General features: G+C 66.1%; 18 protein-coding genes. 16 read left to right on the top strand and 2 right to left on the bottom strand.

From position 1 onward, the window contains the following. Nucleotide 1: 1 nt before the first annotated feature. From ftsW to dnaE, 13 genes are all read left to right on the top strand, one after another. On the top strand, nucleotides 2–1,342 hold the full coding sequence (gene ftsW / locus WHH00_RS11120; protein ID WP_350002197.1) for a putative lipid II flippase FtsW: 1,341 nt from the start codon (nucleotides 2–4) through the stop codon (nucleotides 1,340–1,342). 6 nt (nucleotides 1,343–1,348) lie between these two features. Then, nucleotides 1,349–2,449, top strand: a complete 1,101-nt coding sequence (gene murG / locus WHH00_RS11115) for an undecaprenyldiphospho-muramoylpentapeptide beta-N-acetylglucosaminyltransferase (RefSeq protein WP_406632764.1) — start codon at nucleotides 1,349–1,351, stop codon at nucleotides 2,447–2,449. Further along, nucleotides 2,446–3,822 carry a UDP-N-acetylmuramate--L-alanine ligase gene (gene murC / locus WHH00_RS11110; protein WP_406632762.1) on the top strand — a complete coding sequence of 459 codons (1,377 nt, stop codon included), beginning with the start codon at nucleotides 2,446–2,448 and terminating at the stop codon, nucleotides 3,820–3,822. Before murG ends, murC begins: the two co-directional genes overlap by 4 nt. Beyond that, a complete protein-coding gene (locus WHH00_RS11105) occupies nucleotides 3,815–4,786 on the top strand; it encodes a cell division protein FtsQ/DivIB (RefSeq protein ID WP_406632760.1) in 972 nt (323 codons plus the stop codon). Before murC ends, WHH00_RS11105 begins: the two co-directional genes overlap by 8 nt. Nucleotides 4,787–4,969: 183 nt before the next feature. After that, entirely contained in the window at nucleotides 4,970–6,208 is a 1,239-nt protein-coding gene (ftsZ, locus tag WHH00_RS11100) for a cell division protein FtsZ (protein WP_231456620.1), read from the top strand. A gap of 8 nt (nucleotides 6,209–6,216) precedes the next feature. Further along, on the top strand, nucleotides 6,217–6,906 hold the full coding sequence (locus tag WHH00_RS11095) for a polyphenol oxidase family protein (protein ID WP_406632758.1): 690 nt from the start codon (nucleotides 6,217–6,219) through the stop codon (nucleotides 6,904–6,906). Then, nucleotides 6,899–7,663 (top strand): YggS family pyridoxal phosphate-dependent enzyme, encoded by a 765-nt coding sequence (locus WHH00_RS11090; RefSeq protein ID WP_406632756.1) that lies wholly within the window; start codon nucleotides 6,899–6,901, stop codon nucleotides 7,661–7,663. Before WHH00_RS11095 ends, WHH00_RS11090 begins: the two co-directional genes overlap by 8 nt. Before the next feature lie 90 nt (nucleotides 7,664–7,753). Continuing rightward, on the top strand, nucleotides 7,754–8,284 hold the full coding sequence (locus WHH00_RS11085) for a cell division protein SepF (RefSeq protein WP_104188679.1): 531 nt from the start codon (nucleotides 7,754–7,756) through the stop codon (nucleotides 8,282–8,284). Between the two features lie 121 nt (nucleotides 8,285–8,405). Beyond that, a complete protein-coding gene (locus WHH00_RS11080; protein ID WP_066275136.1) occupies nucleotides 8,406–8,693 on the top strand; it encodes a YggT family protein in 288 nt (95 codons plus the stop codon). Between the two features lie 178 nt (nucleotides 8,694–8,871). Then, nucleotides 8,872–9,558, top strand: coding sequence for a DivIVA domain-containing protein (locus WHH00_RS11075; protein ID WP_350002205.1), 687 nt, complete (start codon nucleotides 8,872–8,874; stop codon nucleotides 9,556–9,558). 92 nt (nucleotides 9,559–9,650) lie between these two features. Then, nucleotides 9,651–10,223 carry a signal peptidase II gene (lspA, locus tag WHH00_RS11070; protein ID WP_406632753.1) on the top strand — a complete coding sequence of 191 codons (573 nt, stop codon included), beginning with the start codon at nucleotides 9,651–9,653 and terminating at the stop codon, nucleotides 10,221–10,223. A gap of 4 nt (nucleotides 10,224–10,227) precedes the next feature. Next, entirely contained in the window at nucleotides 10,228–11,154 is a 927-nt protein-coding gene (locus WHH00_RS11065; RefSeq protein WP_406638574.1) for an RluA family pseudouridine synthase, read from the top strand. 36 nt (nucleotides 11,155–11,190) lie between these two features. After that, on the top strand, nucleotides 11,191–14,748 hold the full coding sequence (dnaE, locus tag WHH00_RS11060; RefSeq protein WP_406632751.1) for a DNA polymerase III subunit alpha: 3,558 nt from the start codon (nucleotides 11,191–11,193) through the stop codon (nucleotides 14,746–14,748). 97 nt (nucleotides 14,749–14,845) lie between these two features. On the opposite strand, the gene WHH00_RS11055 is transcribed toward dnaE, so the two are convergent. Next, the gene (locus WHH00_RS11055) at nucleotides 14,846–15,304 is read right to left on the bottom strand and encodes a flavin reductase family protein (protein WP_406638572.1); all 459 of its coding nucleotides are present in this window, start codon (nucleotides 15,302–15,304) and stop codon (nucleotides 14,846–14,848) included. 175 nt (nucleotides 15,305–15,479) lie between these two features. On the opposite strand from WHH00_RS11055, the gene WHH00_RS11050 reads away from it, so the two are divergent. The 3 genes from WHH00_RS11050 to nrdR all read left to right on the top strand — a co-directional run bounded on the left by WHH00_RS11050 (nucleotide 15,480) and on the right by nrdR (nucleotide 18,090). Then, nucleotides 15,480–16,010 (top strand): hypothetical protein, encoded by a 531-nt coding sequence (locus WHH00_RS11050; protein WP_406632749.1) that lies wholly within the window; start codon nucleotides 15,480–15,482, stop codon nucleotides 16,008–16,010. 9 nt (nucleotides 16,011–16,019) lie between these two features. Continuing rightward, the gene (gene hisD, locus WHH00_RS11045; RefSeq protein WP_406632747.1) at nucleotides 16,020–17,387 is read left to right on the top strand and encodes a histidinol dehydrogenase; all 1,368 of its coding nucleotides are present in this window, start codon (nucleotides 16,020–16,022) and stop codon (nucleotides 17,385–17,387) included. Between the two features lie 199 nt (nucleotides 17,388–17,586). After that, a complete protein-coding gene (nrdR, locus tag WHH00_RS11040) occupies nucleotides 17,587–18,090 on the top strand; it encodes a transcriptional regulator NrdR (protein WP_104188663.1) in 504 nt (167 codons plus the stop codon). Nucleotides 18,091–18,313: 223 nt separating this feature from the next. Here nrdR and ppgK read toward each other — a convergent pair whose 3' ends face one another. After that, complete coding sequence (gene ppgK, locus WHH00_RS11035; RefSeq protein WP_104188661.1) at nucleotides 18,314–19,117, bottom strand: polyphosphate--glucose phosphotransferase; 804 nt, start codon at nucleotides 19,115–19,117, stop codon at nucleotides 18,314–18,316. Nucleotides 19,118–19,122 lie beyond the last annotated feature (5 nt).

The following is a 19,122-nucleotide window of genomic DNA, read 5'->3' as shown; positions in this document are numbered from 1 at the left end:
AATGGTCAGCACGCCCACACGCCCGCCAGCCCGGAAGCAGGCAGGCAAGCCGCGTCCCGGCTCCTCCGCATCACCAGTCCGGCCCCCGGCCGCTGCCGGCACCCGCCTGCGGGCCGCCTACCGCAAATTCTGGTCGGCGCTGGAGGGGACCGGAACGTCCAGGAACGGCTCCACGTATTACCTCATCCTGGGATCCACCCTCGCACTGACGGCAATCGGCATCATGATGGTCCTCTCCGCCTCCAGCGTGGAATCGATCGCCGCCGGCAAGTCGCCGTACGGGGATGCCCTGAAGCAGGGCATGTTCGCCGCTATCGGCATCTTCACCATGTTCGTGCTCTCCAGGATCAACGTGGTGTGGCTCAAGCGCCTCGCATGGCCCGCCATTATCGCTGCCGTTGTCCTCCTTGGCCTGGTCCAGCTCGTTGGCGCGGAGGTCAACGGCAACAAGAACTGGATCGACCTTGGCGGGATCACCTTCCAGCCGTCCGAAGCGTCCAAGCTGGCACTCGCGCTGTGGATGGCCACCGTCCTGGCCCGGAAGGGGAAGCTGCTCAGCCGCTGGCAGCACGTCGCGGTCCCGGCCGTCCCCATGGCCATCATCATCGTTGGACTGGTCCTGGTGGGGAACGACCTTGGAACGGCCATGATCATCATGATGGTCACGGCCGCCGCGCTCTTCTTCGCCGGGGCACCGCTCTACCTGTTCGGCATCGCTGGCCTGGCCGCCGCCGCCGGAACGGCCGTGATGGCCGTGACCAGCTCCAACCGCATGTGCCGCATCACCTCGTGGTGGACCGGGCAGTCCTGTGCCGACGGCATTGACGCCAACTACCAGGCAACCAACGGCCTTTACGGGCTCGCCTCCGGCGGATGGTTCGGGGTTGGGCTGGGACAAAGCCGGCAAAAGTACAGCTGGATCCCCGAAGCCCACAACGACTTCATCTTCGCCATCATCGGCGAGGAACTCGGACTGGTGGGGACCGTCGTCGTCCTGATCCTTTTCGCCATCCTGGGAGCCGCAATCTACCGCGTGGTGGTGGCCCAGGAGGACATGTTCCACCGCGTCCTCGCCGGCACCATCATGGTGTGGCTGCTGGGCCAGGCCACGGTGAACATGTCCGTGGTGACCGGCCTGATGCCCGTCATCGGCGTGCCGCTGCCCTTCATCTCCTACGGCGGCTCGGCACTGCTGATGTCGCTCTGCGCCATTGGTGTTGTGCTTTCCCTGGCCAGGGAGCAGATGGCCCCGGCGATCAGGCCCAAGCGGATGCTCAAGTTCAAGGCCAAGCCGGCGCGGAAAAACGCGGACCGGAAGAAAACTGCAAGAAAGCGTACCTAGCCCTCCATGACCACCAAAACCCCGTCCATCGTCCTGGCCGGCGGCGGCACTGCCGGACACATCAGCCCGCTGCTCGCCATCGCCGCGGCACTCCGGAACGCCTCCCCGGACGCCGCCATCCTTGCCGTAGGCACGCCGTCCGGGATGGAAACCAGGCTGGTTCCCGCCGCCGGGGTGGAACTGGCAACCATCGACCGGGTGCCGTTCCCGCGGCGGCCTTCAGCGGACCTGCTCCGGCTCCCCGCCAGGCTGGCCGGGGCGGTACGCCAGGCAGGAACAATCCTGGACACAGCGGCCGCCGATGTCCTGGTGGGGGTGGGCGGCTATGTATGCACGCCCATGTACCTGGCCGCCCGCAAGCGCCGGATCCCCATTGTGATCCATGAAGCCAACGCGCGTCCCGGACTGGCGAACAGGGTCGGTGCCCTGATGACCCGCCGCGTCGCGGTAGCCTTCGCCAACACCCCGCTCCGCCACGCCATGCACGTGGGAATGCCCATGCGCACCGAGATTTCGGGCCTGGACAGGGCAGCCGCGCGCACCGCTGCCCGCACGGCCCTCGGACTGGATCCCGCAAAGCCCGCGCTGATCGTCACTGGAGGATCCTCCGGCGCCCAGAGCATCAACCGCACCATTGCCGCAGCCGTTGACCGGCTGTCCGCAGCCGGTATCCAGACCCTGCACATCACCGGACGCGGCAAGGCTGTCATGGGCACTGACGGCTTGCCGCTGGCCGCCAAGGACTACCGGCAGGTGGAGTACGTCGACGGCATGGAGCTCGCCTACGCGGCCGCGGACGTACTGCTTGCCCGCTCCGGCGCGGCCACCGTCTGCGAGGTTGCCGCCGTCGGCGTTCCCGCTGTGCTGGTGCCGCTGCCCATCGGCAACGGCGAGCAGGCCTTGAACGCTGCGGGACTGGTGGCTGCCGGGGGCGCCCTGCTGGTGAATGACCGCGACTTCACCCCCGAATGGGTGGACAGGGAACTGATCCCGCTCGCCACGGACCAGCAACGTCTTGCGGCCATGGCCAGCAGTTCCTCCCGGCTTGGTATCCGAAATGCCGATCAGCGCATGGCCGACCTCATCCTGGAAGCAGCAGCATCATGAACCACGCCACCGTCCCCAGCCTCGAATCCCTGGGCCGCGTCCACTTCGTCGGAATCGGAGGCGTCGGGATGTCGGCCGTGGCCCGGATCATGGTTGCCCGCGGCGTTCCCGTCAGCGGCTCCGACGCGAAGGACCTGCCGGTGATGGCGGACCTTGCCGCCGCGGGTGCCCGCATCGCCGTCGGATATGCCTCCGCCAACCTTGGCGATGCCCAGACGCTCGTGGCAGGATCCGCCATCCGCCCGGACAACCCCGAAATTGTTGCCGCCAGGGAAGCGGGGCTGCCCGTGCTGCACCGGTCAGAGGCCCTGGCCGCCACCATGGGCGGCGACACGGTGGTCACCGTGGCCGGCACGCACGGCAAGTCCACCACCACATCCATGGTCACTGTCCTGCTGCAGGGCGCCGGACTGGACCCTTCCTTCGCCATTGGCGCCAATGTTCCAGCCCTTGGGGTCAACGCGGCGCACGGGAGTTCCGGAATCTTCGTGGCAGAGGCTGACGAATCCGACGGCTCCTTCCTCAACTACCGGCCCAGGATAGCCGTGGTCACCAACGTTGAACCGGACCACCTTGACCACTACGGGACGGCCGAGGCCGTTTACGAGTCCTTTGACAGGTTTACCGCGCTGCTTCCCGCGGACGGCGTGCTGGTTGCGTGCGCGGACGACGCCGGTGCGCTGGCCCTCGCTGAAAGGACGCGGACCAGGGGCAACACCCGCGTGGTGCTCTATGGAACCAGCGAGGGTGCGGACCTCGTGCTGCACGACGGCGGTCCCGGTGACGTGGCGGTCTCCGCGGCCTCCGGACGTTTTCCGCTGGCGCTGCAGGTGCCCGGGCGCCACAACGCGCTGAACGCGGCGGCCGCATTCGCCGTCGCGCTTGAACTTGGAGTCGACCCCGCAGCGGCCGCGGCCGCCCTGGCGCACTTCTCCGGGGCCTCCCGCCGCTTCGAGCTCAAAGGCGAGGCCCGCGGGATCCGCGTGTTCGATGACTACGCCCACCACCCGACCGAAGTCCGGGCCGCCCTCGCCGCGGCACGTTCGGTGGCCGGCACGCACAAGGTGCACGTCCTCTTCCAGCCCCACCTGTTCTCCCGCACCCGCGAGTTCGCGCAGGAGTTCGCCGAGGCGCTCAACCTTGCAGACACCGCCCTTGTGCTAGATATCTATCCCGCCCGCGAAGATCCCATTCCGGGCGTGACCAGCCAGCTCATCGCCGACCACCTGGACCACGGAGGACGCCTGGTGGCCGCCCGCGACGCCGTCGCCGCACTGACGGCCGCAGCCGAGCCCGGCGACATTGTGCTGACGGCCGGCGCCGGCGATGTCACGGCGTACGGGCCGCAGATCGTCGAGGCCCTGCGTGGCTAGCACCCGCCGCCCCACCTACACCTCCAAAGGCCGCCCGGGCCGGTCCGGCGGCACCGCTGGAGACGCCGGCGCCGGTGGAAGTACGGCACCCGCCGCGGACGACGTGATCTCAGCCTCCCGGAGCGTTCCGGAGCCGGCTCCCGCGGGCGGCGCCAAAGCAAAGGAGCCGGCAAAGCCGAAGCTGGCAGGCATTCCCGGCCTGGGCAGGGGCAGGAAAGCGGAGCCGCCAGCGGCAGCCGCGGAGAACGTGGTGGCTTTTCCGGAGCCGAAGGGTAAGCGCCGCAAGCGCAATATCCTCGCCGTGGGCGCCACGCTCGTCGCCCTTGTGGCGGGCCTCCTGGCGGCGGCCATTTTCTCGCCAGTCCTGGCCGTTGACACCATCTCCGTATCAGGGACGCGCCTCCTGACGCCGGCCCAGGTGGAGTCCGCACTTGAGCCCCTGCGGGGGAAGCCCCTGCCGCAGATCAGTGACGATGAGGTGGCCAGGCTGCTGGAGCCCCTGGTCCAGGTCAAGTCAGTCTCCGCTGAAGCCCGGCCGCCCTCAGGGCTGGCCGTGCAGGTCCGGGAACGGGTGCCGGTAGCCCTGGTGAAACAGGGAGAGCAGTACCAGCTTGTGGACGTCGAGGGCGTACAGCTCGCTGCCACCGCCGACCCCCCGTCCGTCTCCCTGCCCGTCATCGACGGCGGAGCGGGAACCATCGGCCAGGATCTCTTCCGTGCAACGGCCGCCGTCCTCGGCGCCCTGCCTGCCGACGTCCTCGCAAGGCTTTCCAACGCCTCCGCGCAGTCGGTGGACGCGGTGGAACTCAAGCTGGTGGACGGCCAGACCATCATCTGGGGCAATGCGGGGGAGAAGGAGCTCAAGGCTAAAGTCCTGGCCGCACTCCTAAAAGTTCCTGCTGATCCCAAGACCCCGGTCAAGGTTTACGACGTCAGCGTGCCCCGGCACCCGGTGACGCGCTGACGGCTTTCTTTCCGGTATTAATCCGACACGCGGAGCCGGTTATTGAATGTGGCAACCATAGGAAATACCGTCACAGACATGAGTTACTTGACATAACTATAACCTTCAACTCGAAGGTTAAGGTTACAGGCTTCAAGCTCTCCATCAGTTTTCGCAATAAGACACGAACAAGGGACACGTAACGTGGCAGCTCCGCAGAATTACTTGGCCGTCATCAAAGTCGTCGGCATCGGCGGCGGTGGCGTGAACGCAGTCAACCGCATGATCGAGGTCGGCCTCCGCGGTGTTGAATTCATCGCCATCAATACCGACGCCCAGGCTCTGCTCATGAGCGACGCGGACGTGAAGCTCGACGTCGGACGCGAGCTGACCCGCGGGCTCGGTGCAGGCGCCAACCCCGAGGTCGGCAAGCAGGCCGCCGAAGACCACGCTGACGAGATCGAGGAAGTGCTCCGCGGCGCGGACATGGTCTTCGTCACCGCCGGCGAGGGCGGCGGCACCGGCACCGGCGGCGCCCCCGTGGTCGCCCGCATTGCCCGTTCCCTGGGAGCGCTGACCATTGGCGTGGTCACCCGTCCCTTCACGTTCGAGGGCCGCCGCCGCGCCGGTTCCGCAGAGGCCGGCATCGACGCCCTCCGGGACGAGGTGGACACCCTCATCGTGATCCCCAACGACCGGCTCCTGTCCATCAGCGACCGCAACGTGTCCGTCCTGGACGCCTTCCGTTCAGCAGACCAGGTGCTCCTCTCGGGTGTCCAGGGCATCACGGACCTCATCACCACCCCGGGCCTGATCAACCTCGACTTCGCCGACGTGAAGTCGGTCATGCAGGGTGCCGGTTCCGCGCTTATGGGCATCGGCTCCGCCCGGGGTGAAGACCGCGCCGTCAAGGCAGCCGAGCTTGCCATCGCCTCACCGCTGCTGGAAGCGTCCATCGATGGTGCCCACGGCGTCCTGCTGTCCATCCAGGGCGGTTCCGACCTCGGCCTGTTCGAGATCAACGAAGCCGCGCGCCTGGTCCAGGAGGTCGCCCACCCCGAGGCGAACATCATCTTCGGTGCCGTGATCGACGACGCCCTCGGCGACGAGGCCCGCGTAACGGTCATTGCTGCCGGTTTCGACGACGTCAAAGCCACCTCGCCGTCCATGGACCAGTCGCAGCCCCAGGTTGCGCCCCAGCGGCCCGCCGCCCCGGCAGCGGCTCCCGCTCCGTCGCAGGCACCCTCCGCCGGAAACCACCAGGTGCACGTCCAGCCCGTCCACGCGGGCGTAGGCGCAGCAGGGCTCAGCAACTGGGGACAGCAGCGCCCGACGGCCGTCCCTGCCGACTCCGGCTTCGACGTGGACCTTCCCTCCGTGGTGGAACCGGACCTCACCGGCAGCCGCTCGGATGACCTGGATGTCCCCGACTTCCTGAAGTAGGCCGTAGCTTGTTCCATTGGCGGGCCGAGATCCTTCCCGGGGTCTCGGCCGCTTTTACGGACAGCGGCGCGGGGAACCTCGCACTGCACGTGGGCGACGACCCCGGCGCCGTGCAGCGGCGGCGCGAACGGCTCGAGGCCGCCGTGGGCATTGAGCCCCGCGGCCTGAGGTTCATGAACCAGGTGCACGGCACCACGGTTGCCGTGATGGACCGGGGGACCGGTACGCCGGACGCTGACGCAATGGTCTCGACGTCCGTGCCGCTGGCGGTCATGGTGGCTGACTGCATCCCGCTCCTGCTGGCAGGGGCGTCCGCGGACGGTCCTGTCCTGGCCGCTGTCCACGCAGGGCGGCCGGGGGTGGCCAACGGGGTCATTCCCGCCGCCGTGGACACCATGGAATCCCTTGGAGCTACGGGCATACGCGCCTGGCTCGGCCCGTCCATCTGCGGCTCCTGCTACGAAGTCCCGGCTGCCCTGCGGGACGAGGTGGCTGCGGCCGTACCTGCCACCTGGTCCACCACGTCCTGGGGAACCCCGGCGCTGGACCTTCCGGCCGGCGCCCGCAGCCAGCTCGAAGACGCCGGGGTTGGCATCGAGTACGCCGGTCCGTGCACCCTGGAAACAGGTTCCCTCTACTCCTACCGCCGCGACACGGGCACGGGACGTTTCGCCGGCCTGGTCTGGTGCCATGACTGACTCCGCGCTGAACGACGGCGGTGCAGCCGCCGGTGATCCGCGCGCGGCTGAGCTGGCCGGGCGGCTTGAAGCGGTCAGGCGCCGGATAAGCTCTGCTGCCGCGGCGGCCGGACGCACCGACAGGCTGCCCACCCTGATTGTGGTCACCAAGTTCCATCCCGCGGAAGACATCCGGCGGCTCGCCGCCCTGGGAGTCACCGACGTCGGGGAAAACAGGGACCAGGAGGCTGCAGGGAAAGCCGGGATCCTGGCCGACTGCGGGCTGACCTGGCACTTTGTGGGCCAACTGCAGACAAAAAAAGCCAAGTCGGTGGTCCGCTACGCTTCAGCCGTGCACTCGGTGGACCGGCCGCAACTCGTGGATGCCCTGGCGAAGGCGATGCAGAACGAGCGCGCCGCCACAGGGCGCGCGCCCCTGGACTGCTTCATCCAGGTCAACCTTGAAGACCAAGCCGGCGACGCCGGTGCGCACCGGGGAGGCGCAGCACCCGAAGACGTGCTGCTCCTGGCGGACCGGATAGCAGCAGCCGACGGCCTGCGGCTGGCAGGCGTCATGGCAGTGGCCCCGTTGGGCGCACCGCCGGAGCCCGCCTTCGCAAAACTGGCCGTAGTCTCTTCGCAGCTGGTGGCGCAGCACCCCGGAGCCTCCGCCATCTCCGCCGGCATGAGCCAGGACCTTGAGGCCGCCATCGCGTTCGGAGCGACACACCTGCGAATCGGTTCCGATATTCTCGGATCGCGTCCCGCCGTGGGGTAGCGTCGGAGCTATTGCAAGTGATGGGCGGGGGACTCCAGTGCAGTCAAGTCATTGGGCGGCCCGCTTACGGGACACGATTAGGAGTCGACCATGGCCGGCGCTCTGCGCAAGACAATGATCTATCTTGGGCTCGCCGACGGCGATGAGCATTACGAGTCCGAGCAACAGACAACACGTAAGGATGAGGACGAAACTATGGAAGCTGACCGCGAGGAGCGCCGTGCACCCGCACCCGTCCGTGAGGTCAGCCGCGAAACGTCCTACACCCCCGAAGAGGAATACCGCGCGCCAGTGACCCCCATCAAACGTGCGGCCTCAAGCCGCGAAGAGACCAGCGGGCTTCGCCAGATCACCACTATCCACCCGCGCTCCTACAACGATGCCAAGCTCATCGGTGAGAGCTTCCGTGATGGAATCCCTGTGATCATGAACGTTACGGACATGGGCGAGGCCGACGCCAAGCGCCTGGTGGACTTCTCCGCCGGACTGGTCTTCGGACTCCGCGGAAGCATCGAGCGGGTTACCAACAAGGTGTTCCTGCTCTCGCCGTCGTACGTTGAAGTCATCGGTGACGACAAGAAAATCAGCGAAACGCAGGCAAGTTTCTTCAACCAGAGCTGAACCTCGGGCAGCAGGCGGATGCCAGGCAGGGACACCTGTCTGGCATCTGTGTTGAAATAGACGGGACACATCGGCAGGAAGCCGCGGTACCCCAGATGAACATGGAGATATGAGTTAAGTCATGGGAATTGCTTTCGGGCTTGTCTATCTCGCGCTGCTTCTGTTCTTCGTTGCCCTGATCATCCGCCTCGTCTTCGACTGGGTGCAGATGTTTGCCCGTGAATGGCGTCCGCGCGGTGTTGCCCTGGTGGCTGCCCATGCGGTGTACTCCATCACCGATCCGCCTCTGAAAGTACTGCGCCGGGTGATCCCGCCCCTGCGACTCGGCGGCATCTCCCTGGACCTGGGCTTCCTGGTTCTGTTCATCGCCGTCAGCATTGCGATGGGAATCACCAGGGGCCTGGCCTGATTTACCCCCTTTAGACCTAGCAGCACAGGGCTGACCCGACCGGGAACAGCTACTGTGAAGCGAAGAAAACTCACGTTTGACACCGCAGTGTTGAATTAGAGTAACCAGACCAAATTTAGGTACCGTAGTTTTGACGGCCGGAAGGCCTACTGACTAACTAGACCAGTGAGGTGACCAGATGGCTTTGACGCCAGAAGACGTTGTCAACAAGCGCTTTCAGCCGACCAAGTTCCGCGAGGGGTACGACCAGGATGAAGTTGATGACTTCCTGGACGAGATCGTCGTTGAACTCCGCCGCCTGAACCAGGAGAACGACGAACTTCGCAAGAAGCTCGCCGAAGCCGGTTCCAGCGTTCCGGCCAGCTCGGCCGCCGCTCCCGTTGTGGAGAAGGTCCCCGCGCCCGTCAAGGCCGACAAGGACGAGGCACGCGAAAAGGCAGAAGCCGAAGCCAAGGCTGCCGAAGCCAGCAAGAAGAAGGACGTCCAGCCGGCTGCCGCTGCAGCCCCCGCGGCCTCCGCACCCGCCGCCGTTGCAACACCTTCTGCCGAATCCGCAGCCGGCCTCCTGGCCATGGCCCAGCAGATGCACGACCGCCACGTGGCCGACGGCCAGGCCCAGAAGGACAAGATCATCGCCGAGGCGCAGATCGAAGCCAGCAGCCTGGTCAACGACGCACAGGAGAAGTCCCGCAAGATCCTGGGCGCCCTCGAGCAGCAGCGTTCGGTCCTGGAGCGCAAGGTGGAGCAGCTCCGCGGCTTCGAACGCGACTACCGTTCACGCCTGAAGGCCTACATCGAAGGCCAGCTGCGCGACCTTGATGCCCGCGGTTCCGTGGCTACGCCGGAAGTCAGCGAAGCCAACTAGTCCGTCAAAGCACGTATTCTGAAAGCCGGTGGCTGAGGATTCCTCGGCCACCGGCTTTTGGCATTGAGACCTGTAGTACGAATGAAAGCACCATGACTGACGAACTTGCTGCGGATCCCGCACGCCCTGTCCCACCCTCTCCGCGCCCGCGCCGGGCGGTACTGCTCTCCGTCTTCGCCGGGTTCTCCCTTTTCGCCTACGTCCTGGACCAGCTCACCAAGCTCTGGGTTACCTCCAGCATGGTGGAGGGCGAACGGATCCCCGTGTTCCCGCCGCTGCTGCACTGGTACTTCATCCGGAACTCGGGAGCGGCCTTTTCCATCGGCGAAAACGTCACCTGGGTGTTTTCCATCATCATGGCCGCGGTGTCCGTGGCCATTCTCTTCCAGGTCCGCAAGCTGGGTTCGGTGTGGTGGTCCCTGGCGCTGGGGCTGCTCCTGGGCGGGGCGCTGGGCAACCTCACCGACCGGCTGTTCCGGGAACCGTCCTTCGGCATGGGGCATGTGGTGGACTTCATCCAGCTCCCCAATTTCGCCATCTTCAACATCGCGGACTCGGCGGTGGTGTCCGCGGTCGCCATCATCTGCATCCTGACGCTGCGCGGCATCGCCCTGGATGGAAGCAGGCTCACCCACGAACACAAGGACAAGTCCGGCGATGCCTGAGACGATGCCTGAGCACATTGTTGTTGCCGACGAGTTCGGCGGAGCCCGTGCGGACGCCGGCCTTGCCGCACTCCTGGGCATTTCGCGGTCCCTCGCGGCATCCCTTCTTGCCGAGGGCCGTGTCCAAAGCAAAGGCAAGGCGCTGGGCAAGTCGGCAAAGCTGGTGGCGGGTGATGTCCTCCAGGTCAGCATGCCGCAACGGCGTGACCCGCTGGAAGTCGTGGAGGAAGTTGTGGAAGGCCTGAAGATCCTGCTGGACGACGAGGATTTCGTCGTCGTCGACAAACCGGTCGGCGTTGCCGCCCACCCCTCGCCGGGGTGGGTGGGACCAACCGTCGTCGGAGGCCTTGCCGGCGCCGGCTACCGCATCTCCACGTCCGGGTCGCCGGAGCGGGCAGGGATCGTGCACCGGCTCGATGTCGGGACGTCCGGCGTGATGGTGGTGGCGAAGTCCGAGCGTGCCTACACGGCCCTGAAAAGGGCCTTCAAGGAACGCACGGTGGACAAGGTCTACCATGCCGTGGTGCAGGGCCTGCCCGATCCCCTGGCGGGAACCATCGACGCGCCGATTGGCCGGCACCCCGGGCATGACTGGCGCTTCGCGGTGATTGAGGACGGGCGTCCGTCCGTCACGCACTACGAAGTGCTTGAAGCATTCGGCAAGGCCAGCCTGGTGGAGGTCCACCTGGAAACGGGCCGCACCCACCAGATCCGCGTCCACTTTTCCGCGCTCCGGCATCCTTGTGCCGGAGATCTCACCTACGGCGCCGACCCGCGGCTGGCCGCCACACTCGGCCTGACTCGGCAGTGGCTGCACGCCCGCGAACTGGGGTTCGACCACCCTGTGACGGGGGAGCGCGTCCGGGTCACCAGCGACTACCCGCAGGACCTGGCGTACGCCCTGGAAGTCCTCGGGTCCGGGCAGGCCTAGCGCTAGACCCGCCTGACCGGCGCATAGAATAGTGCGGTGACTTCCAGCAATGACTCGTTTGTCCATCTCCACACCCACACCGAGTACTCGATGCTGGACGGTGCCGCCAGGCTCGGTGAACTGTTCGATGAAACCGAGCGGCTGGGGATGCCCGCCCTCGCCACCACTGACCACGGATACCTTTTCGGCGCTTTCGATTTCTGGAAGAAGGCCACTGACAAAGGGATCAAACCGATCATCGGCGTCGAAGCCTATGTGACTCCGGGAACGGCCCGCGGTGACAAGAGCCGCGTGCGGTGGGGCGAGGAGCACCAGCGCAAGGACGACATTTCCGGTGGTGGCTCCTACACCCACATGACGCTCCTGAGCTACAACAACGTGGGAATGCGGAACCTGTTCCGGGCGTCCTCCATCGCCTCCCTTGACTCCGTCTTCGGCAAGTGGCCCCGGCTGGACCGCGAACTCCTCAACACTTATTCCGAGGGCCTCATCGCCACCACCGGCTGTCCGTCCGGCGAGGTCCAGACACGGCTGCGCCTGGGCCAGTACCGCGAGGCGCTGGAGGCTGCGGCCGAGTTCCGGGACATCTTTGGTGCGGAGAACTACTTCTGCGAACTGATGGACCACGGGCTGGACATCGAACGCCGGGTCACAGGGGACCTGTTGCGGCTCGCGAAGGATCTGAACCTCCCGCTGGTGGCCACGAACGACCTCCACTACACGCACGAGCACGACGCCAAAGCGCATGAGGCCCTGCTGGCCATCCAGTCCGGTTCCACGCTGCTGGAACCCACCTACGACAACGGCGGTTCGCGGTTCGCGTTCTCCGGCAGCGGCTACTACCTGAAATCTCCGCAGGAGATGCGGGAGCTGTTCCGGGACCACCCCGAGGCGTGCGACAACACCCTCCTCATCGCCGAACGCTGCGAGGTGTCCTTCAACACGGACGCCAACTACATGCCGCGCTTCCCCTGCCCGCCGGGGGAGGATGAGACCTCCTGGCTGGTCAAAGAGGTGGACAAGGGGCTCCAGTACCGGTACCCCGGCGGGATTCCGGACGAGGTCCGCAAGCAGGCCGACTACGAGCTGGGCGTCATCACCTCGATGGGTTTCCCGGGCTACTTCCTGGTGGTGGCCGACTTCATCAACTGGGCCAAGAACAACGGCATCCGGGTAGGTCCGGGCCGTGGTTCCGGTGCAGGCTCCATGGTGGCGTACGCCATGCGCATCACCGACCTCGATCCGCTGCGCCATGGCCTGATCTTCGAGCGCTTCCTCAACCCCGACCGTGTCTCCATGCCCGACTTTGACGTCGACTTCGATGACCGGCGCCGCTCCGAAGTCATCGACTACGTCACCCGGAAGTACGGTGACGAGCGCGTGGCGATGATCGTTACGTACGGCACCATCAAGACCAAGCAGGCGCTCAAGGACTCCTCCCGCGTGCTTGGCTATCCTTTCAGCATGGGCGAGCAGCTCACCAAGGCCCTGCCGCCCGCGGTCATGGCCAAGGATATTCCGCTGGCGGACATCCAGAACCCGGAAGCCAAGCGCTACGGCGAGGCGGGGGATTTCAGGCAGCTGATTGCCACCGACCCCGAAGCTGCAAAGGTTTTCGAGACCGCCCTGGGCATCGAAGGCCTGAAGCGCCAGTGGGGCGTGCATGCCGCCGGCGTGATCATGTCCTCGGACCCCATCATCGACGTCATCCCCATCATGCGTCGGTTCCAGGACGGCCAGGTGATCACCCAGTTCGATTACCCCACGTCCGAGGGCCTCGGCCTGATCAAGATGGACTTCCTGGGCCTGCGGAACCTGACGATCATTTCCGATGCCCTTGAGAACATCAAGATGAACCGCGGCATCGACCTGGACCTGGAAAACCTTGAACTGGACGACGCCCCGTCCTACGAGCTCCTGGCCCGCGGCGACACCCTGGGCGTGTTCCAGCTTGACGGCGGACCCATGCGGTCGTTGCTTAAGCTCATGAAGCCTGACAACTTCGAAGACATCTCCGCCGTGCTGGCGCTCTACCGTCCGGGCCCCATGGGCGCTAACGCCCACACTGACTACGCGCTGCGCAAGAACGGGATCCAGGAAGTGATCCCCATCCATCCGGAACTGGAGGAACCCCTCAAGGAGATCCTCGGCGGGACCTACGGCCTGATCGTGTACCAGGAACAGGTTATGGCGGTGGCGCAGAAGCTGGCCGGGTACTCGCTGGGCCAGGCGGACATCCTCCGCCGCGCCATGGGCAAGAAGAAGAAATCGGAACTGGACAAGCAGTTCGCCGGTTTCTCCCAGGGCATGCAGGACAACGGCTACTCAATGGAAGCCGTCAAAACGCTGTGGGACATCCTGCTTCCCTTCTCCGACTACGCCTTCAACAAGGCACACTCTGCCGCGTACGGCGTGATCTCGTACTGGACCGCCTACCTCAAGGCGCACTACGCGCCGGAGTACATGGCTGCCCTGCTGACGTCGGTGGGGGATGACAAGGACAAGTCGGCGATCTACCTTAACGAGTGCCGCCGCATGGGCATCACCGTGCTGCCGCCGGACGTCAATGAGTCCGCACTGAACTTCACCCCGGTGGGCAACGACATCCGCTTCGGCATGGGCGCAATCCGCAACGTGGGTGTGAACGTGGTGGAGGCCATGGTGGCCGCCCGCGAAAGCGAGGGCGCGTATACGTCCTTCAAGGACTACCTGATGAAGGTCCCGGCGGTGGTCTGCAACAAGCGGACCATCGAATCGCTGATCAAGTCCGGCGCCTTCGACTCCCTGGGCCACCACCGACGGGCCCTGGCCATGATCCATGAAGAGGCCATCGACTCCGTCATCACCCTCAAGCGGAACGAAGCGATCGGGCAGTTCGATCTCTTCGCCGGGTTCGATGAAGCCGAATCCGAGTCATCGCTGAGCATCGAGATCCCCGACCTGCCGGAGTGGGAGAAGAAGGACAAACTGTCCTTCGAACGGGACATGCTCGGACTGTACGTCTCGGACCACCCGCTGCAGGGCCTGGAGGGACTGCTCAGCCAGCACGCGGAGATGAGCATCACCTCTGTCCTTGGTGAAGACGGGCCGCAGGACGGCGCGATCATCACCATCGCGGGCATGATCACCTCGCTGAGCCGGCGCATCGCCAAAGCCAGCGGCAACGCGTACGCCCGGGCAGAAGTTGAGGACCTGGGCGGTTCCATGGAAGTCATGTTCTTCGGCCAGGTCTACGGACCCATCGCCTCTGTCCTGGCGGAGGACCTGATCGTGGTGGTCAAGGGACGCCTGCAGAAACGCGACGACGGTGCCATCACCCTGAACTGCATGGAGTTGTCCGTTCCCGACCTCAGCGAGGGGCTCAACGGCCCGCTGGTGATCACCATGCCCACCTACAAAGCCACCGAGGCTGTGGTCACGGAACTGGGCGAGGTGCTCCGCACGCACCGCGGCAACTCCGAAGTCCGCCTGCACCTGCAGGGTGACACACGGACGGAAATCATGGGTCTGCCGGTCCACCTGCGCGTGAACCCCAGCCCGTCACTGTTCGGCGACCTGAAGGTGCTGCTCGGCCCGGCCTGCCTGGACGCCTAAGCGGCCTGGGTACGGAAGGACGGCGGCGGAAGGACGACGACGGGAGGCGCGTCCCGTCGTCGTCCGCCTCTTCGCTGCCAACTGTGGTGGGCCGCTGCTAGATCTCGTAGTCCAGCGGAACGGGCTGGCCGTACGCGCCGCCGTGGTACAGCAGCGGCGAGGTGTCGCCGCCCACCTGCCCGTCCACCACCTGGACCACCACCACGGCATTGTTCTCGAAGGACAGCCGCATCTGCACCTCGCCAATCAGCCAGCCGGCCACATCCTTGAGGATGGGCACCCCGTGCGGGCCCGTTTCCCAGTGGTCGCCCTCAAAACGGTTGCCGGCGCCGGCAAACCTGTCGGCGAGCTGCAGGTTGTCCAGGCCCAGCATGTGCACGCCCAGGTAGGTGGTGTTTGCGACGGCCGGCCACGACCGGGAGCTGCGGGCCATGTTGAACGTAAAGCGCGGCGGGTGCGCCGAGAGTGAGGCCACCGAGGTGGCGGTGAAACCGTAGGGCTGGTCCTGGTAGTTCACCGTGATGATGGCGACGCCGGCAGCGTGGCGCCGGAACATCTCCCTGAACGTCCGCTCGAACGGAACGTCATGTGTTGTCACGGAAACTCCTGGTGCTGGCAAGTGGTGTACATGGGTCTCCTCCAAGGGTATGGCCCTGCCGTGCCGGCGGTGAATTCCTGGCAGGCCCCGGTTCTGCGCTGGACCCCGCGGAACATTTGTTAAGGTTTGTTGCATGACGAAAGCCACCCGCCGCACACGCTCCCGGCTGCCTTGGGCAATGCTGGTGATTCCGGCAGCGGCAGGTGTCCCGCTGGGCATCCTCTGGTGGCTCCTGGCGCCCGGAGGCCTGAATCTGGTCACCAGGGACCCGGCATTTGGCAGCGGAACCAACCCGGATGTCTGGCTGCCACGGGACCTGACGCTGGCAGCACTGCTGGTTTTTGCCGGGTGCCTCCTGGCCGTTGTGCTGGCGGACAAGAAGCGGAAGGACCCGCAGGCGGACCTGGTGGCAGGGCTTATAGGAGCCCTGTGCGGTGCAGTCCTGGCCTGGCAGGCGGGGCTCCTGGCCGCGCAGCTGTGGGCGCCTGCGGTTGATGCCTCAGCAAACGCCAGTATTGCCTTTTCGCTCCGCGCCTGGCCGGTGCTGCTTTTGTGGCCTGCCGCCGCGGCAGTCTCGGTTTTCGTGCTGGAGCTTCTCAGCCTCCTGGGCCGCAAACCGGCAACGGAACACGCGGGTCGCCGGACGCTGCGGCAAGGCCAGTAAAATAGGCCGGTGACCATTTCTTCGGAGAACCCCGCCAGCCCCGCTGCCACCGCCGTGGACTTCCGCACCGTTGACCTGCGCGGCCAAAGCCTCACCCTCGCCGCACTCCGGGCCGCCGTACCGCGGGCCCAGGGCCAGACCGTGGCCGACGCTGAGGAGAAGGTCCACCACATCATTGCGGCTGTCCGCCAGGGCGGCTTCGTGGCGCTGGGCGAACTCGCCCAACGTTTCGACGGCGTGGTGCAGTACCACCCGCTGGTTCCCCGGGAGGCCCTGGCGTCCGCCCTGGAGGCCTTGGAACCGTCCGTCCGCGGCGCGCTGGAGGAATCCATCAGCCGGGCCCGCCGTTTCGCTGACGGCCAGCGTCCGCGCAATATCGAGGTCCAGCTCGGCGACGGTGCAGTGGTGGCGCAGAACTGGGTGCCGGTGGCGCGCGTGGGGCTCTATGTCCCGGGCGGCCTGGCGGTCTACCCCTCCTCCGTGATCATGAACGTCGTTCCGGCCCTCGCCGCGGGTGTCCAGTCCATCGCCCTGGCGTCCCCTCCGCAAAAGGAGTTCGGGGGACTGCCGCACCCCACCATCCTCGCCGCTGCCGCCCTGCTGGGCATCACCGAGGTATACGCCATCGGCGGCGCCCAGGCCATCGCCGCCTTCGCCTACGGTGTTGCCGCAACGGAGGCCGGCCCGGCGCTGGAACCGGTGGATGTTGTCACTGGACCGGGCAACATCTTTGTTGCCACCGCAAAGCGACTGGTCAAGGGCGTCGTGGGGATCGACTCGGAGGCGGGCACCACGGAAATTGCCATCCTTGCAGACTCCACGGCGCAGCCCCGCCTGGTGGCAGCGGACCTGATCAGCCAGGCCGAGCACGACCCCAAGGCAGCATCCGTGCTGATTACCGACTCGGAGGCCCTCGCCGCCGCCGTCCGTACCGAGCTTGACCGGCAGGCTGCGGCCACCAAGCACTCCGCCCGCGTCCGCGAGGCGCTCTCCGGTCCGCAGTCCGGCGTGGTCCTGGTGGACGGCCTGGAACAGGGGATTGCCGCGTGCGACGCCTACGCAGCGGAACACCTGGAGATCATGACGCGGGATGCCCCCGCCGTCGCCGCCCGGATCCGGAATGCCGGTGCCATCTTCGTGGGCGATTACAGCCCGGTCAGCCTGGGGGACTACTGTGCCGGATCCAACCACGTCCTGCCCACCAGCGGCACGGCTGCGTTTTCGTCCGGATTGAACGTCACCACGTTCCTGCGGGCCATCCAGGTGGTGAATTACAGCCGTGACGCGCTTGCGGAAGTCAGCGGCCACATTGTCAGCCTGTCCGGGGCTGAGGACCTTCCCGCGCACGGGGACGCGGTGACCATACGCTTCTCCTGATCGGCAAAAGACGACATGTAGTGGTGGCAACCACAACATGTAGTACTTACACGCTTGTTATTAGCGGGAGCGGAGCCGTAAACTAGGAGACGGCGCAGCTGCGCCTGCAGGCAGCTTCGCCTGCAAGTAGTTTCGCCTGGAAGTAGTTTCGCCTGCAGCGTCAGTTCTGCTGGCACAGGTCCTGGGAGAGGGAGGCACAATGTACTGTCCGTTCTGCCGCAACCCCGATTCCCGGGTGGTGGACAGCCGCATGGCTGACGACGGCTCAGCCATCAGGCGCCGCCGCCAGTGCCCTGAGTGCGGACGCCGGTTCACCACCGTTGAAACCACCAGCCTTTCCGTGATCAAGCGTTCCGGCGTGGGCGAGCCCTTCAGCCGCAGCAAGGTGATCAACGGCGTGCGTAAAGCCTGCCAGGGGCGTCCGGTCAGCGAGGACGACCTCGCGCTGCTGGCACAGGAAGTGGAAGAGCAGATCCGTTCCTCCGGCGCAGCGGAAATCGACGCCCACGAGGTGGGACTGGTCATCCTCGGGCCCCTGCAGAAGCTGGACAAGGTCGCCTACCTCCGCTTCGCGAGCGTTTATCAGGCCTTCGAATCCCTTGAGGATTTCGAGACTGCCATTGCCCTGCTGCGCCAGGAAGAACAGGACGCCCGGGGCGTTGCCGCGAAGGGCGCCAAGAGCTCCGAGAAGAGCCCCCTGTAGACTCCGGTGGCGGCAGCGGAGGGGAAGCCGCAGCCGCCACCGGCACCACGGCCAAATGAAAAAAGGCCAACTCCAGTAAAACCCAAAAGACGGGCGCCTCCTGTGCGCCCGCGCACCCAGGCCGCGCGGACAAACGCGGGATGTAGCTGCCGCATCTGCGCGCTTAAACTCCCGTGCCGCCGTCGTCTGCTGGACCGCTGACGACGGCGGCACGCAGGCCGCGCTATTTGGCGAGTTTGTGCTTCAATGCGATTTCGATCGCAGCGCCCACGATGCCGGCCTCGTTGCGGAGGACCGCGGGCACGATGGGTGTGCGCAGCCGCAGGTTGGGCAGGTACTCGTCGGCGCGCTTGGAAATGCCGCCGCCCACAATGAACAGCTCGGGCGAGAACAGGAATTCCACGTGGGAGAAGTAGCGCTGCAGCAGGACGCTGTACTCGTCCCAGGACAGGCCATCGCGTTCGCGGGCCACTGCGGAAGCTTTGGTTTCGGCGTCGTGGCCGTCAATTTCCAGGTGGCCCAGTTCAGCGTTGGGGACGAGTTTGCCGTCGAAGATGAAGGCCGAGCCGATTCCGGTGCCGAGCGTGATCACCAGGACCGTGCCCTTGACGCCGGCTCCGGCGCCGTAGCGGGCCTCAGCCAGGCCGGCGGCGTCGGCGTCATTGATGACCTCGACCGGGCGGCCCAGGCGGGCAGTGAGGAGCGCATCGATGTCCGTGTTGAGCCAGCTCTTGTCCACGTTGGCGGCAGAGTGGACCACGCCGTGCTGGATGATGCCCGGAAAGGTCACGCCGACGGGAGAGCCGGCAGCGGGCGCCTCGGGCCGGGCAGACAGCTCGGAGACCACCAGGGCCACGGCTTCGGCAACTGATTCAGGGGTGGCGGGCTGCGGGGTGGGGACCCGGAACCGTTCCCCCAGCAGTTTGCCCTTCTTCAGGTCGACGATGCCGCCCTTGATTCCGGTGCCTCCGATGTCGATGCCGATCAGCGGGGCGTTCTTGTGCGACTTCTCGTCCTTCTTGGCCAATGGGT

This window comes from Pseudarthrobacter quantipunctorum (assembly GCF_045291495.1).
In the GTDB taxonomy this organism is placed as follows: Bacteria; Actinomycetota; Actinomycetes; order Actinomycetales; family Micrococcaceae; genus Arthrobacter; species Arthrobacter quantipunctorum.
This window is presented reverse-complemented; position numbering and strand designations above follow the sequence as displayed.